Annotated in this window: 11 protein-coding genes and 1 pseudogene; 6 read left to right on the forward strand and 6 right to left on the reverse strand. The window is 64.8% G+C overall.

Annotation, left to right across the window (positions count from 1 at the left end; translation table 11 throughout):
* Positions 1–60: 60 nt before the first annotated feature.
* The 6 genes from WJ542_RS25620 to WJ542_RS25645 all read right to left on the reverse strand — a co-directional run bounded on the left by WJ542_RS25620 (position 61) and on the right by WJ542_RS25645 (position 7780).
* A complete protein-coding gene (locus WJ542_RS25620) occupies positions 61–1647 on the reverse strand; it encodes a DUF3138 family protein (RefSeq protein ID WP_411192011.1) in 1587 nt (528 codons plus the stop codon).
* Between the two features lie 261 nt (positions 1648–1908).
* Positions 1909–2820 carry an ABC transporter permease subunit gene (locus tag WJ542_RS25625; RefSeq protein WP_411192012.1) on the reverse strand — a complete coding sequence of 304 codons (912 nt, stop codon included), beginning with the start codon at positions 2818–2820 and terminating at the stop codon, positions 1909–1911.
* Positions 2817–3782: an ABC transporter permease subunit gene (locus WJ542_RS25630; protein ID WP_411192013.1), complete on the reverse strand. Its 966-nt coding sequence runs from the start codon at positions 3780–3782 to the stop codon at positions 2817–2819. Before WJ542_RS25630 ends, WJ542_RS25625 begins: the two co-directional genes overlap by 4 nt.
* 13 nt (positions 3783–3795) lie before the next feature.
* A complete protein-coding gene (locus WJ542_RS25635) occupies positions 3796–4950 on the reverse strand; it encodes an ABC transporter ATP-binding protein (RefSeq protein WP_411192268.1) in 1155 nt (384 codons plus the stop codon).
* 234 nt (positions 4951–5184) lie between these two features.
* Entirely contained in the window at positions 5185–6318 is a 1134-nt protein-coding gene (locus WJ542_RS25640) for a polyamine ABC transporter substrate-binding protein (protein ID WP_411192269.1), read from the reverse strand.
* 127 nt (positions 6319–6445) lie between these two features.
* Positions 6446–7780, reverse strand: a complete 1335-nt coding sequence (locus WJ542_RS25645) for a glutamine synthetase family protein (protein ID WP_411192545.1) — start codon at positions 7778–7780, stop codon at positions 6446–6448.
* Positions 7781–8192: 412 nt separating this feature from the next.
* On the opposite strand from WJ542_RS25645, the gene WJ542_RS25650 reads away from it, so the two are divergent.
* The 6 genes and pseudogenes from WJ542_RS25650 to WJ542_RS25675 all read left to right on the forward strand — a co-directional run.
* Complete coding sequence (locus WJ542_RS25650) at positions 8193–9698, forward strand: aldehyde dehydrogenase (RefSeq protein WP_411192270.1); 1506 nt, start codon at positions 8193–8195, stop codon at positions 9696–9698.
* A 44-nt stretch (positions 9699–9742) separates the two neighbouring features.
* The gene (locus tag WJ542_RS25655) at positions 9743–11125 is read left to right on the forward strand and encodes an aspartate aminotransferase family protein (protein ID WP_411192271.1); all 1383 of its coding nucleotides are present in this window, start codon (positions 9743–9745) and stop codon (positions 11123–11125) included.
* Positions 11126–11266: 141 nt separating this feature from the next.
* Complete coding sequence (locus WJ542_RS25660) at positions 11267–12616, forward strand: flavin-containing monooxygenase (protein WP_411192272.1); 1350 nt, start codon at positions 11267–11269, stop codon at positions 12614–12616.
* On the forward strand, positions 12616–13062 hold the full coding sequence (locus WJ542_RS25665) for a RidA family protein (protein ID WP_411192273.1): 447 nt from the start codon (positions 12616–12618) through the stop codon (positions 13060–13062). Before WJ542_RS25660 ends, WJ542_RS25665 begins: the two co-directional genes overlap by 1 nt.
* Positions 13059–13736, forward strand: a complete 678-nt coding sequence (locus tag WJ542_RS25670; RefSeq protein WP_411192274.1) for a DUF1028 domain-containing protein — start codon at positions 13059–13061, stop codon at positions 13734–13736. The genes WJ542_RS25665 and WJ542_RS25670 overlap by 4 nt, the downstream gene beginning before the upstream one ends.
* Positions 13729–14160 (forward strand): annotated as a pseudogene (locus tag WJ542_RS25675) (M20/M25/M40 family metallo-hydrolase); the annotation flags it as partial. The gene WJ542_RS25670 and the pseudogene WJ542_RS25675, both read left to right, overlap by 8 nt.

Raw genomic sequence — 14160 nt, forward strand, 5'->3', positions numbered from 1 at the left:
ATGCCCCGTCGGCATGGCGGTGCCGGCGGGGTATCGACGCACGCATCAGGCGCGCTCTCGTCAGAACGAGTAGATGAACTGCGCGCCGAGCAGGTCGTTGTTCCTGCTGTACGAACCGTCGCTGCGCAGGAACACCTGCTGCGTGGCCCAGTCGTGGCGATACTCCACCTTGACCGTGATCTGCTGCGTCGGATAGAACAGCAGGTCCAGCGTCACGTCCTGGCGGGTGGCGCCCTTGCAGTCGAAGCCCAGACCGCCGTTGGCCTGCGAATTCGCAAGGCACTCCGAACCAATGCCGAAGCCGTTGTACGGGTCCATGCCGTTGCCGTTCAGCGCAATGCCGCCGCCCCCGCCGCCGTTCTTGCCGTCGGCCAGCACGTCGTAGCGCGCCGTCACGCCCATGCGGCCCACCACCGGAGCGTTGAACTTGTGGTGCGCGAGCAGCGACAGGCCGTACCACTGCGCGTTGCCGCCGTTGTACGCCGCACGCTGCTGCTGGCCGTAGTCCACTTCGGCGTTGTACTGCGTGTCCGCGAGCGTGTAGGTGGCATCGGCCTCGCCGAAGAAGAAGTAGCCCCCCGAGCTCGTCGCCTGGCCACCCGGTCCGTAGACCACCTGGCCGTCGGCGTTGGTGGCGCTCGAGAGCGTCTGGCGTCCGATGTTGAACGAGCCGCCGATATCCAGCGCGCTGGACCACGTGTAGTCGGTGCGGGCCGTGAAGGTCGGGATCTTGTTGCTGGTGGTGATCGGGTCGCCCAGCGCGTTGGTGCCCGTCTGCGTGACCGAGCCGTAGGTGCGGTACTGCTCGTTGCCGACCATGAACTTCCACGCCCAGTTGCTGCCGTCGGGCGACCAGTTCCAGCCCACGCCCACGTAGCTGCCCGGATCGGAGAAGTCGTAGAGCAGGCCGTGGGTGAGGGTGAGCATCTGGTTGGACTGCTGCACCTCGTAGCCGCCGAAGCTGGGCATCAGACCCGCGACGAAGGTGCCCGTGGCGGTGACCGGCACGGTGATGACGGCGGTGTTCAGGATGTCGTCGCCGGTGCTGCCGTGCTCGTTCTGCAGCAGCGTGATGCCGTTGCCGCGGTTGGGCATGAGGGTGACTTCGGCAGACGGCGCCATCGGTCCGACCCCGAAGGTCTTCTTGATGTCGAGGTAGAGGTCGCCGAAGGTGCTGTTGAAGTAGTTATAGGAGCTTTCGTGGTTCGCGAAGAGGAACGACGAGGTGCTCGCGGCGCGGTTGTAGATGTAGCTCGGGTCGATGTAGCCGGTGATCGAGAGGCCGGCGATGGGGCCGGTGTTGGCCGCGTCGGAGAGCGAATCGACCTTGAGCTGCTGGTTGGCGACCTGCTGCTTGATGGCGTCGAGATCGTCGTTGGTCAGGTGCGCGGGCGCCTTGCCGTAGCCGGGCGAGGAGGCGTCCACTTCCTGGGCCGGAGCGGCGGCTACCGGTGCTGCTGCCGCTGCGGTCTGCGCCGTGGCCTTCGTGTTCTTCGACTGCGCGAGCTCCGTCTTCAGCGATTTCACTTCTTTCTGCAGCGAACTGAGTTCCTGCTGCAGGGCCTTGATCTGGTCGCTGGTCGTATCGGCCATGGCCAGGCCTGGCAGGGCTCCGGCTACCAGCAGACAGATTAACTTCTTCCTCATCAACATTCTCCTTGTGGGTCGTTCCTGCAAAGACTTCGGCATGGGGTGCGCAAACCCCCGTCGGCGTGCAGTCCGTCCCCGGGACCGCCCGCCCTTCTTCCGCACGTGGACCGTGCGCTGTCGCTTCGCTTTGTGCTTCGGGTTGTGCTTCGGTGTACTACGGATACAGGTTCGGATGTCTCTCAGGCCCTGCGGGTGCTTGCGGTTCGGGCCGTGGCTGGATCGCAACCCGACCCGGAGCGCGCCGGAATCAGGCGCGAATCACGCCGCGCGGCGTCCCAGCGGCGCCCCCACGGCGCCCACCGGCGCGGCAGGCGGCTCCGCCCCGGCCGGATCGGGCTGGATGAAGGCCATCTGCATGTCGCGCATGCGTTTCTTCTCGCGGGCCATCATGATCTGGTTGGCCACGATCACCCCGATCGTCACCGCGCTGATAAAGAGCGTGGCCAGCGCATTCATCTCGGGATTGAGCCCCAGGCGCACCCGCGAGAACACCACCAGCGGCAGCGTGGTCGAGCCCGGGCCCGAGAGGAACGCGGAGAGCACCAGATCGTCGATCGAGAGCGTGAACGAGAGCAGCCAGCCCGAGATGAGCGCCTGCGAGATCAGCGGCAGCGTGATCACGAAGAACACCTTGAAGGGTGTCGCGCCCAGATCGAGCGCGGCCTCCTCCAGCGAGCGGTTCATCTCCTTGACCCGCGACTGCACGATGATCGCCACGTACGAGACGCACAGCATCACGTGGCCGATCCACATGGTCAGCACGCCCCGGCCCTTCGGCCAGCCCAGGAACTGCTCCATCGCCACGAACAGCAGCAGCAGCGAGATGCCCTGGATCACCTCGGGAATCACCAGCGGCGCGTTGATCATGCCCGCGAAGAGCGCAAAACCCCGGAAGCGCCCCATGCGCGCGAGCACATAGCCCGACCACGTGCCGATCACGACCGAGGCGAACGCGGTCATCAGGCCGATCTTCAGCGACAGCCACGCGGCGTTGAGCAGTTCGTCGTCCTGCAGGAGCGCGGCGTACCACTTCAGCGAGAAGCCCGACCAGACGGTGACGAGCTTCGATTCGTTGAAGGAATACACCACGAGGCTGATGATCGGGATGTACAGGAACAGAAAGCCGAGTGTAAGCACACCGGTGGAGAGGGTGCGGTTGGGCCTGATCATTTGCCTTGCTCCAGTTGCCTGACCTGGTTGTGCTGGAAGAGGGCCATCGGCACGAGCAGCAGCAGCACCATCGCCACCGTGACGGCCGAGGCCATCGGCCAGTCCATGTTGTTGAAGAACTCGTCCCACATCACGCGGCCGATCATGAGGGTGTCGGCGCCGCCGAGCAGTTCGGGGATCACGTACTCGCCCACCGCGGGGATGAACACGAGCAGGCTGCCGGCGATGATGCCGTTCTTCGAGAGCGGCAGCGTAATGCGGGTGAAAGCGACCCAGGGCTTCGCGCCGAGATCGTAGGCGGCCTCGAGCAGGGTGAGGTCCATCTTGACGAGGTGGGCGTAGAGGGGCATGACCATGAAGGGGAGGTAGGAATAGACCATGCCGATGTAGACGCCCGCGTCGGAGTGATAGAGGCGCAGGGGCGAGTGGATGAGGCCGATGGCCATGAGGGCGTGGTTCAGGAGCCCGTCGTCCTTGAGGATGCCGATCCAGGCGTAGACGCGGATCAGGAAGGAGGTCCAGAAGGGCAGCATGACGCCCATCATGAGGAGGTTGCGGGTGGCGGGGTTCGAGCGGGCGATGTAGTAGGCGACGGGGTAGCCGATGAGCAGGCACAGGAGGGTGGAGACGGCCGCCATCTTCAGGGAGCTGATGTAGGTGGCGATGTAGAGGTCGTCCTGGAGGAGGAAGGCGTAGTGGCCGAGCTGCAGGGCGAAATGGACGACGCCGTCCTTCATCCCGACGAGGTTGGTGTAGGGGGGCACGGCCATCATCTGGTCGGCGAAGCTGATCTTGAACACGAGCACGAAGGGCACGGCGAAGAAGAGCGTGAGCCAGAGGAAGGGCACGCCGATGACGGCGGTGCGGCCGGAGGGCACGAAGCGGGAGAACAGGCGCGAGAAGACGCGCAGCGCGCCGCCGGAAGCGGCAGAGGCATGGGTGGAGGGCAGGGAAGTACTCATGGTGTCCTCTTCCTCATTGCGTGAGCACGACGCCGCTGGCGGGCGACCAGGAGACGTAGACGTCGTCGTTCCAGGCGGGCGCGCCCTCGCTCATGAGGTGCGAGCTGGAGAGGTTGGAGACGACCACCTTGCCGCCGGGCAGGCGCACGTGGTAGAGCGAGTAGCTGCCCATGTAGGCGACGTCGGAGACGACGCCGCGTGCCCAGTTGTGGGGCGTGCCGGGCTTCTCGCGGGTGACGCGCACGCGCTCGGGGCGCACCGAGATGCCCACGGGCATGCCCAGCGGCCCGGTGATGCCGTGGCTGACGTACATGCGCGTTTCGAGGTCCCCGCTCTCGACGAAGATGTGGTCGGGCTCGTCCTCGACGACCTTGCCCTCGAAGAGGTTGGTCGAGCCGATGAATTCGGCGGAGAAGCGGCTGTTGGGGAATTCGTAGACGTCGGAGGGCGTGCCGGTCTGCACGATGCGGCCCTCGCTCATGACGGCGAGGCGGTTGGCCATGGTCATGGCCTCTTCCTGGTCGTGGGTGACCATGACGCAGGTGACGTCGACCTTGTCGATGATGCCGACGAGTTCGAGCTGGGTCTTCTGGCGGATCTTCTTGTCGAGTGCGGACATGGGCTCGTCGAGGAGCAGGAGCTTGGGGCGCTTGACGAGCGAGCGGGCGAGCGCGACGCGCTGCTGCTGTCCGCCGGAGAGCTGGTGGGGCTTGCGCTGGGCGTAGCGGCTCATCTGCACGAGGTTCAGGGCGTCGGCGACGCGCTCCCTGATCTCGTTCCTGGGCGTGCCTTCCTGCTTGAGGCCGAAGGCGACGTTGGCCTCGACGCTCATGTGGGGGAAGAGGGCGTAGGACTGGAACATCATGTTGACGGGACGCCGGTAGGGAGGCAGCGTCGCGAGGTCTTCGCCGTCGACGTAGATGCGCCCGGAGGTGGCGGTTTCGAGCCCGGCGAGCATGCGCAGCAGGGTGGACTTGCCGCAGCCGGAGCTGCCGAGCAGGGCGAAGAGTTCGTTCTTCGCGACGCTCAGGCTCACGTTGTCCACCGCGGTGCTCTCGCCGAACTTCTTGACGACGTTTTCGATGCGGACGAACGCGTCGTTGGTGGTGGCCTTGGTGCCCGATGCACCCGCGGCCGGATTGGCGTTGACTTGTGGCGTCGATTTCATGATGTAACCTTGGTTCCTGTCTGATCGCAGGCGCGAACGGTCCCGCACGGGGCGCATGACGCGACTCGCGAAATAAGTACTGCGAACGGAGCTCGTTGGGGGTTGCGCGCGTCGTCAGGGGAAAAGGGCGCGGCGCGCGCAACCGGACTTCGGACTACGACTGATGGCGCGGAGAGGTCGAGCGATCCCTCCGGCGCACTGTCTCCTTCACTCTCCTTCAGGGGTTTTGCGCAATCAGTGACCCGTCTTGAGCTGCGCCCACAGACGGTTTTCCAGACGCAGGATGTCGGCCGGCATCGGCTTCATCAGCGTCATCTTCTTCAGAACGTCTTCCGGCGGGTACACGGTCGGATCCTGAACCACGGCCGGCGTCACGAACTGGTGAGCAGCCTTGTTGGCGGTCGGGTAGAACACTTCGTTCGTGATCTGTGCGTTGACCTTCGGATCCTCGATGTAGTTGATCCAGGCGAGCGCGGCTTCGGGATGCGGCGCGTCCTTCGGGATCACCATGCTGTCGAACCAGATGAGGCCGCCTTCCTTCGCGTTGGCGAACCTGATCTCGTAGCTGCGCTTCGAATCGGCCGCGCGGCGGCGCGCGATGCCCACGTCGCCGGACCAGCCGAAGGTCACGCAGATATCGTTGTTCGCGAGGTCGTTGATGTAGCCCGACGAGTTGAACTGCGTGATATACGGGCGGACTTTCTTCAGCACTTCGAAAGCGGCCTGATAGTCGGACGGGTTCGTGCTGTTCGGGTCCTTGTGCATGTACTGCAGCGTCGCGGCGAATACGTCCACGGCCTGGTCGAGGAACGACACGCCGCAGCTCTTGAGCTTCGAAAGATTGTCCGGGTCGAACACGAGCGCCCAGCTATTCACCGGCGCGTTGTCGCCCAGCGCCTTCTTGACCGCTTCCACGTTGTAGCCGATGCCGTCGGTGCCGTAAGCATAGGGCGCGGCGTACTGGTTGCCGGGGTCCGCCTCGGCAATGATCTTCATGATGGCCGGATCGAGATGCGAGAGGTTCGGCAGCTTCGATTTGTCGAGCTTCAGATAGACGCCGGCCTGGATCTGCCTCGCCATGTAGTTCGACGTGGGCACGACGATGTCGTAGCCCGAGCTGCCGGCCAGCAGCTTGGCTTGCAGCGTGTCGTCGCTGTCGTAGTTGTCGTACTTGACCTTGATGCCCGTCTGCTTCTCGAAGTCGGGAATCGTGTCCTTGCCGATGTAGTCGGACCAGTTGTAGACGTTGATCTGCGTGTCCGCCGCACTGGCCGGTGCGCATTGGAGTGCGCCAAGGCTCGCCAGCGTGGCCAGCGAGGTGGCCGTAATGGCGGGACGAATACGGCACCAGTAAGGATAGCTAATCATAGTGTTTTCCCTAAAATGAAGAAGCGGGCGCGTGGGCTCGCTGTGGCTCGTGTAAAAGCGGGTAATGCTTGAAAAGGCTCGAGAAGGCTCGAGAAGCCGGTTCGAAGCGGCGTGAAAGTGCGAATCTTCAGACGTGCAGCAGCAAATGCTTGCGTTCCCACGAACTGATCACGCGGAAGAACGCCTGGTATTCGGTCTCCTTGAGGGCGACATAGGCCTTGACGAACGCCTCGCCCAGCATTTCCTTCAGCGGGTCGGCGCGCCGCATCAGCGCGAGCCCCTCTTCGAGGTTGCGCGGCAGCTCGTACGACTCCCGGTAGCCGTCGCTCGTCAGCGGGACAGTGGGCTCGAGGCCTTGCGTCATGCCCAGATAGCCGGCGGCCAGCGTGGCGGCGATGGCCAGATACGGATTGCAGTCCACGCCGGGAATGCGGTTTTCCACGCGGCGGGCGGCGGGCGACGAATGCGGCACGCGAAAACCCACGGTGCGATTGTCGTAACCCCATTGCACGCTGATCGGCGCCGCCATGAAGCGCGAGAGGCGGCGATACGAATTGATGTAGGGGGCGAAGATTGGCATGAGCGCGGGAGTGTAGGTCTGCAGACCCGCGATATACGAGTGAAAGAGGGCGCTGGGTTTGCCGCCGGGCTCGCTGAAGAGATTGCGGCCGCTCTGCGCGTCGATCAGGCTCTGATGGACGTGCATCGCGGAACCGGGTTCGTCTTCCATCGGCTTGGCCATGAACGTCGCGTACATCTGGTGCCGCAACGCCGCCTCGCGCACGGTGCGCTTGAAGAGGAACACCTGGTCGGCGAGCTTGAGCGCATCGCCGTGCAGAAAGTTGATTTCCATCTGCGCGGCCCCGACTTCGTGAATCAGCGTGTCGACTTCGAGGTCCTGAATATCGCAGTACTCGTAGATGTCTTCGAACAAGGGATCGAATTCGTTGACGGCCTCGATCGAATACGACTGCCCGCCCGTTTCCGGGCGGCCGGTGCGGCCTACGGGCGGCTGCAGCGGCAGATCGGGGTCGCGGTTCGTGTCGACCAGATAGAACTCGAGTTCCGGCGCCACCACCGGTGTCCAGCCTTTCGCGTCATAGAGTGCGAGCACCCGGCGCAGCACGTGGCGCGGCGAGATCGCAACGGGCGTGCCGTCGAAGTGCATGCAGTCGTGAATCACTTGCGCCGTGGGATCGACGGCCCAGGGAACGATGCGCAGCGTCGAAGGATCGGGCACGCACACCATGTCGGGGTCGGTCACGCCGGTCAGCGTGCCGTCTTCGGGGTAGTCGCCCGTGACGGTCTGGATCATCACCGCCTGCGGCAAGCGCATCGACTCGCCCGCTTCGAACTTGCTGCGGGGGATGATCTTGCCGCGCGCGATCCCGGACATGTCGGGAATGATCGCCTCGATTTCGGTGACGCGATGCTTCTTCAGGAAATCGTCGATCTCGTTCATGCCGCTCATTGCATCCTTCATTGCATTCACTCGATGGCACTGCCGCGTAGGGTGGCGCGGGCAGCGAATCGGCCCGGCGCCGGTTGGTCCCGCGTTGAGCACGGCCCTCGTTCAACGGGCGGTGCATTGCGAACGACGGCTGAAGCGTAGCACCGGCCAATAAGGGGTAAAAAAATAGTTTTCTTAGTCCATGCATAGGTTTTGGCTATTCAGGAAAATGGCGTGCTGCAGCAAATGAAAGGTGCAACATGCAATGCCCCCATGGTCATTCGGAATTGCATAGAAAAAAACGATGCACTAGCCAGAAATTCCGTTCTTTATGTTCTCTTTTTGCCCAGGCACAGTGCGCTCATGGCTTTCGACGGTCGCGGTAGCGGAGCCGCCGGAGGTATCCACTAACAGGAGAGTCTTCGTGAATCCAGCAACAGCAACGGTGCGCAGCTACGCCGACTGGCAACGTCTTGCCGCGGACGTCTCCCCGAGAACCCAGGCTCACATTGGCGGCCGCTTCGTGCCCGCGCGCAGCGGCAAGACCTTCACGGCGATCGATCCCGCCACGGGCGCGGCGATTGCCGAGGTGGCCTCGTGCGACGCCGCCGACGTGGACGACGCCGTGCGCGCCGCCCGCGCGTCGTTCGCGGCCGGCGTCTGGTCGCGCGCCACGCCGGGCCAACGCAAGCTCGTGCTCTGCCGTCTTGGCGAACTGATCGCCGCGCACGGCAGCGAGCTCGCGCTGCTCGACTCGCTCAATATGGGCAAGCGCGTAGCCGACGCGTTCGACATCGACGTGCCGGCTGCCGGCAGCCTGTTCGCCTGGTACGGCGAAGCGGTGGACAAACTCTCCGGCGAGGTGCCCGCGACCGATCCCGGCAATCTCGCGATCGTGACGCGCGAGCCGCTGGGTGTGGTGGGCGCCGTCGTGCCCTGGAATTTCCCGCTCGATATGGTTGCGTGGAAGGTGGCGCCGGCGCTCGCGGCCGGCAACAGTGTGGTGCTCAAGCCCGCGGAGCAGTCGCCGCTTTCGGCGCTGCGTCTTGCCGAACTGGCGCTCGAAGCCGGCTTGCCGGCCGGTGTGCTGAACGTCGTGCCGGGCTTCGGCGAAACCGCCGGCCGCGCGCTCGGGATGCACCCCGATGTCGATGTGCTCGCGTTCACGGGTTCGACGGCGATCGGCAAGAAGTTTCTCGAATACGCGGGCCAGTCGAACATGAAGCAGGTCTGGCTCGAATGCGGCGGCAAGAGCCCCAACCTCGTGTTCGAAGACACGGACGACCTGGACCTTGCGGCGCGCAAGGCCTGCTTCGGCATCTTCTTCAATCAGGGCGAGGTCTGTTCGGCGAACTCGCGCCTCTTCGTGCAGCGTTCGATACACGACGCGTTCGTCGAGCGGCTCGTTGCCTGCGCGCGCGACTTCTACCCGGGCGATCCGCTCGACCCCGTGAGCGGCATGGGAGCGATCGTCGATCAGGCGCAGCATGCGCGCGTGCTCGAATGGATCGAGCGCGGGCGCAAGAGCGCGACGCTCGCCACCGGAGGCGGTGCGCCGCTCGTGAACGGCAAGGGCCTGTTCGTCGAGCCGACGATCTTCGTCGACGTGAAGGCGGACAACCCGCTCGCCCGCGAAGAGATCTTCGGCCCGGTGCTTTCGGTGCTCGCGTTCGACAGCGAAGACGAAGCGGTGCAGCTCGCAAATGATTCGATCTACGGCCTTGCCGCCTCGGTATGGACCGGCAGCCTCGCGCGCGCCCATCGCGTCTCGCAGCGCCTGCGCGCCGGCACGGTGTCCGTCAACACGGTCGACGCGCTGAGCGCCCAGACGCCGTTCGGCGGCTTCGGCCAGTCGGGCTTCGGCCGCGATCTCTCGCTGCACGCGCTCGACAAATACACGGGCCTGAAGACCACCTGGATCACCTGGTGAATGCGCCCCGGATCAAACCGCCTTATCCATTGGAGTCTGGAAAAATGAATGCACACGACTTGCCGCAGCGCACGACGCGCGACTATCAACAGAGCGATGCCGCGCACCACCTGCACGCCTTCGTCGATCAGAAAGCCCTGAACGAGGAAGGGCCGCGCGTGATGGTGCGGGGCGAGGGCGTCCACCTTTGGGACAACGACGGCAACCGCTATCTGGACGGCATGTCCGGGCTGTGGTGCACCAATGTCGGATACGGCCGCCAGGAACTGATCGACGCGGCCTCGCGGCAGATGAAAGAACTTTCGTACTACAACATGTTCTTTCACACCACGCATCCTGCGGTGATTCAACTCTCGGAGAAGCTGTTCTCGCTGCTGGGCGATCGCTTCTCGCACGTCGTCTACACGAACTCGGGCTCCGAGTCGAACGAGGTGCTGATCCGCACGGTGCGCCGTTTCTGGGACGTGATGGGCAAGCCGCAGAAGAAGGTGCTGATTGGCCGCGTGAACGGCTATCACGGTTCGACGGTGGGCAGCGCTTCGCTGGGCGGCATGGCCTTCATGCACGAAATGGGCGACCTGCCGATTCCGAACATCACGCACGTGGACGAGCCCTACTGGTACGCCAATGGCGGCGACCTCACGCCGGAGGCGTTCGGCAAAGCGGCGGCGCTCTCGCTCGAACGCAAGATTCTCGAACTGGGCGCGGACCGCGTCGCCGCCTTCGTCGCCGAGCCGTTCCAGGGCGCGGGCGGCATGATCTTCCCGCCGGACGGCTACTGGCAGGAGATCGAGCGCATCTGCCGTCAATACGACGTGCTGCTCTGCGCCGACGAGGTGATCGGTGGCTTCGGGCGCACGGGCGAGTGGTTCGCGCACCGTCATTTCGGCTTCGAGCCGGACCTGATCTGCGTGGCCAAGGGCCTGACCTCGGGCTATGTGCCGATGGGCGGCCTCATCATGAGCCGGCGCGTGGGCGAGGCGCTCGTCGAGAAGGGCGGCGTCTATGCCCATGGTCTGACTTACTCGGGGCACCCGGTCGCCGCCGCCGTCGCGCTCGCGAATCTCGACGTGCTCGATCGCGGCGGGCTCGTCGAGCGGACGAAGACCGATACCGGACCGTATCTGCAGAAGGCGCTGCGCGACGCGTTCGCCGATCACCCGCTCGTTGGCGAAATTCAGGGGGTGGGCGCCGTGGCGGCGATCCAGTTCGCGAAGGACAAGGCCACGCGCGAGCGCTTCGCGAACGAAGCGGATCTGACCTGGCATAGCCGCTCCGCCGGCTTCGACCTCGGCGTGATCGTGCGCTCGACGAATGGGCGCCTCATCGTTGCGCCGCCGCTCGTGATCGATCATGCCCAGATCGACGAACTGGTGGACAAGATGCGCCAGGCGGTCGACACAACGGCAAAGACGATCGCCCGATAACGCATCAAAGCATCGCGACCCCGGATCGTGCCCCCGACGGGGGGCACGTCTGTCATCCAACGGTGGGCGAACCGGATCAATAGTTAGGCATACCTATTAAATGGCCGGATGGGCCGGTATGCATGGCAGAAGGAAAACGCTATGAAAAATGAAAACATTTCAGTCGACACGCTCGTAGTCGGCGCCGGCCAGGCCGGTGTCGCCATGAGCGAACACCTGAGCCGGCTGGGCATCTCGCACCTCGTGCTCGAGCGCAGCCGCGTTGCAGAACGTTGGCGCACGGGCCGGTGGGACTCGCTGGTGGCCAACGGGCCGGCCTGGCACGACCGCTTTCCTGGCATGGAATTCGAGGGCTTCGCGCCGGACGCGTTCGTGCCGAAGGAATCGATTGCCGACTACTTCGAAGCCTACGCGAAGCAGTTCGACGCGCCCATTCGAACGGGCGTGGAAGTGACCCGCGTGGTACGCAACGAAGGGCGCCCGGGCTTCGCCGTCGAAACGAGCGAGGGCGTGGTCGAAGCGATGCGCGTCGTGGTGGCGACGGGGCCGTTTCAGCGCCCGGTCATTCCGCCGATCGCACCGCAAGCCGCGAATATCGAGCAGATCCACTCCGCCGACTATCGCAATCCCGGCCAATTGCCCGAAGGGGCCGTGCTCGTGGTGGGCGCAGGCTCGTCGGGCGTGCAGATCGCCGACGAACTGCAGCGCGCGGGCAAGCAGGTTTACCTCTCGGTGGGGGCGCACGACCGGCCGCCGCGCGCGTATCGCAACCGCGATTTTTGCTGGTGGCTGGGCGTGCTGGGCGAATGGGACGCGGAGACCGTCACGCCGGGCAAGGAGCACGTGACGATCGCCGTGAGCGGTGCGCGCGGCGGCCATACGGTCGATTTCCGCAGGCTCGCGCATCAGGGCATCACGCTCGTCGGCCTGACGAAATCGTTCGACGGCCCGGTCGTGAGCTTCGAGCCGGACCTCGCGCTCAATATCGCGCGCGGCGACGAAAACTACCGCGCGCTGCTCGACGCGGCCGACGCGTGGATCGCCCGCAACGGCGTCGATCTGCCGGAGGAACCGGAAGCACGCGCCACGCTTCCCGATCCGGATTGCCTCACGCATCCAATACTCGAACTCGATCTCGCGAAGGCGGGGATCACGTCGATCATTTGGGCGACGGGCTACGCCGTCGATTACGGCTGGCTGCAGGTGAATGCCTTCGACGCGAAAGGCAAGCCGCGGCACCAGCGCGGCGTGTCGAGCGAGCCGGGCATTTATTTCCTCGGCCTGCCGTGGCTGTCGCGGCGCGGCTCGGCATTCATCTGGGGCGTGTGGCACGACGCCAGACACATTGCCGACCATATCGTCACGCAACGCAAGTATCTCGCCTATCGCGATCCCGGGCAGCGCGAAGACGAAGCGCCGCGTGCGCCCGCGTCCGACCGTGCGTGCCGGACCGCGCAGGCGAACAACATCAACGAACTGGGAGTCTTCTAATGCCGACGCATACGCGCATTCGCATGTTCAACACGCGGGATACCTACCCGAATCAGTCGCTCGACAACGATTTGTGCCAGGCCGTGCGCGCCGGCAACACCGTGTATGTGCGCGGCCAGGTGGGCACCGATTTCGACGGACGCCTCGTAGGTCTTGGCGATCCGCAGGCCCAGGCGGAGCAGGCGATGAAGAACGTCAAGCAGTTGCTCGAAGAGGCGGGCAGCGATCTGTCGCACATCGTCAAGACGACGACCTATCTGATCGATCCGCGCTATCGCGAGCCCGTGTATCAGGAAGTCGGCAAGTGGCTCAAGGGCGTCTTTCCGATTTCCACGGGCCTCGTGGTGTCGGCGCTCGGGCAGCCGCAGTGGCTCATGGAGATCGACGTGATTGCGGTGATTCCGGATAACTGGACACCGGATCCGGCCCGAGGACAGCGATCATGACTTTCTCCATCGTCGGACGCTGCCCCGAAAGCGAACAGCTTGGTATCGCCATCAGTTCGTCGAGCATCGCGGTGGGCGCCCGCTGCCCCTGGGCGCGTGCGGGTGTCGGCGTCGTGGCGAGCCAGAACGTGACCTTGCCGGCCCTGGGCCCGCGCATTCTCGACCTGCTGGAGAACCACCAGATCGAGCCCGGCACCGCCATGCAGCAGGCGCTCGACGCCGACCGGTGGAGCCAGTACCGGCAGGTGACGGTGATCGACCGTCAGGGGCGCACCGCGTTCTTCAGCGGCAAAGAGGCGCTTGGCACGCACAACGCCATGGCCGGCAGGCAATGCGTTGCCGCCGGTAATCTGCTGGCCGGCGCGCACGTCATCGGCGCGATGGTCGAGGCGTTCGAAAGCGCGCAGGGCCTGCTCGCGGATCGACTGCTCGCGGCCATGCACGGCGCCATGAAGGCGGGCGGCGAAGCCGGGCCCGTGCATTCCGCGGCATTGAAGGTGATGGGAGAGGTGGCGTGGCCGATGGTCGACCTGCGCGTGGACTGGGCCGACGACGATCCCGTCGGTCGTCTCGACAGTCTCTGGCAGGCCTACCGTCCGCAAATGCAGGACTATCTTGCGCGGGCGCTGAACCCCACTGCCGCGCCGAGCTACGGAGTCCCAGGCGATGAATGAGACGTCAAGCCGGGTACTGCTCGAACGGCTGGTGGGTTTCCCCACCGTGAGCCGCGACTCGAATCTCGCGCTGATTGCATTCATAGAGGAGTACCTGGCGCAATACGGCGTGGAGTGCGAGTTGTTCCACAACACCGGGCGCACCAAGGCGAATCTCTTTGCGACCCTCGGGCCGCGGGATCGTGGCGGCGTCGTGCTGTCCGGCCACACCGACGTCGTGCCGGTGGACGGGCAGGACTGGACGCTCGACCCGTTCCGTCTGACCGAGCGCGACGGACGTCTGTATGGCCGCGGCACGGCCGACATGAAGGGCTTTATCGCGTCGGTTCTGGCCGCGGTGCCGCGCTTTGTCGAGCAGGACTTGCAGTTTCCGGTGCATCTTGCCTTCTCCTATGACGAGGAAGTGGGCTGCCTGAGCAATCGT

The organism is Paraburkholderia yinzeri (assembly GCF_046581065.1).
Taxonomy (GTDB): domain Bacteria; phylum Pseudomonadota; class Gammaproteobacteria; order Burkholderiales; family Burkholderiaceae; genus Paraburkholderia.

What these genes read in the sequence shown, in the direction of transcription:
- WJ542_RS25620 (WP_411192011.1), bottom strand. Translation starts at nt 1,647, where the DNA reads ATGAGGAAGAAGTTAATCTGTCTGCTGGTAGCCGGAGCCCTGCCAGGC.
- WJ542_RS25625 (WP_411192012.1), bottom strand. Translation starts at nt 2,820, where the DNA reads ATGATCAGGCCCAACCGCACCCTCTCCACCGGTGTGCTTACACTCGGC.
- WJ542_RS25630 (WP_411192013.1), bottom strand. Translation starts at nt 3,782, where the DNA reads ATGAGTACTTCCCTGCCCTCCACCCATGCCTCTGCCGCTTCCGGCGGC.
- WJ542_RS25635 (WP_411192268.1), bottom strand. Translation starts at nt 4,950, where the DNA reads ATGAAATCGACGCCACAAGTCAACGCCAATCCGGCCGCGGGTGCATCG.
- WJ542_RS25640 (WP_411192269.1), bottom strand. Translation starts at nt 6,318, where the DNA reads ATGATTAGCTATCCTTACTGGTGCCGTATTCGTCCCGCCATTACGGCC.
- WJ542_RS25645 (WP_411192545.1), bottom strand. Translation starts at nt 7,780, where the DNA reads ATGAACGAGATCGACGATTTCCTGAAGAAGCATCGCGTCACCGAAATC.
- WJ542_RS25655 (WP_411192271.1), top strand. Translation starts at nt 9,743, where the DNA reads ATGAATGCACACGACTTGCCGCAGCGCACGACGCGCGACTATCAACAG.
- WJ542_RS25660 (WP_411192272.1), top strand. Translation starts at nt 11,267, where the DNA reads ATGAAAAATGAAAACATTTCAGTCGACACGCTCGTAGTCGGCGCCGGC.
- WJ542_RS25665 (WP_411192273.1), top strand. Translation starts at nt 12,616, where the DNA reads ATGCCGACGCATACGCGCATTCGCATGTTCAACACGCGGGATACCTAC.
- WJ542_RS25670 (WP_411192274.1), top strand. Translation starts at nt 13,059, where the DNA reads ATGACTTTCTCCATCGTCGGACGCTGCCCCGAAAGCGAACAGCTTGGT.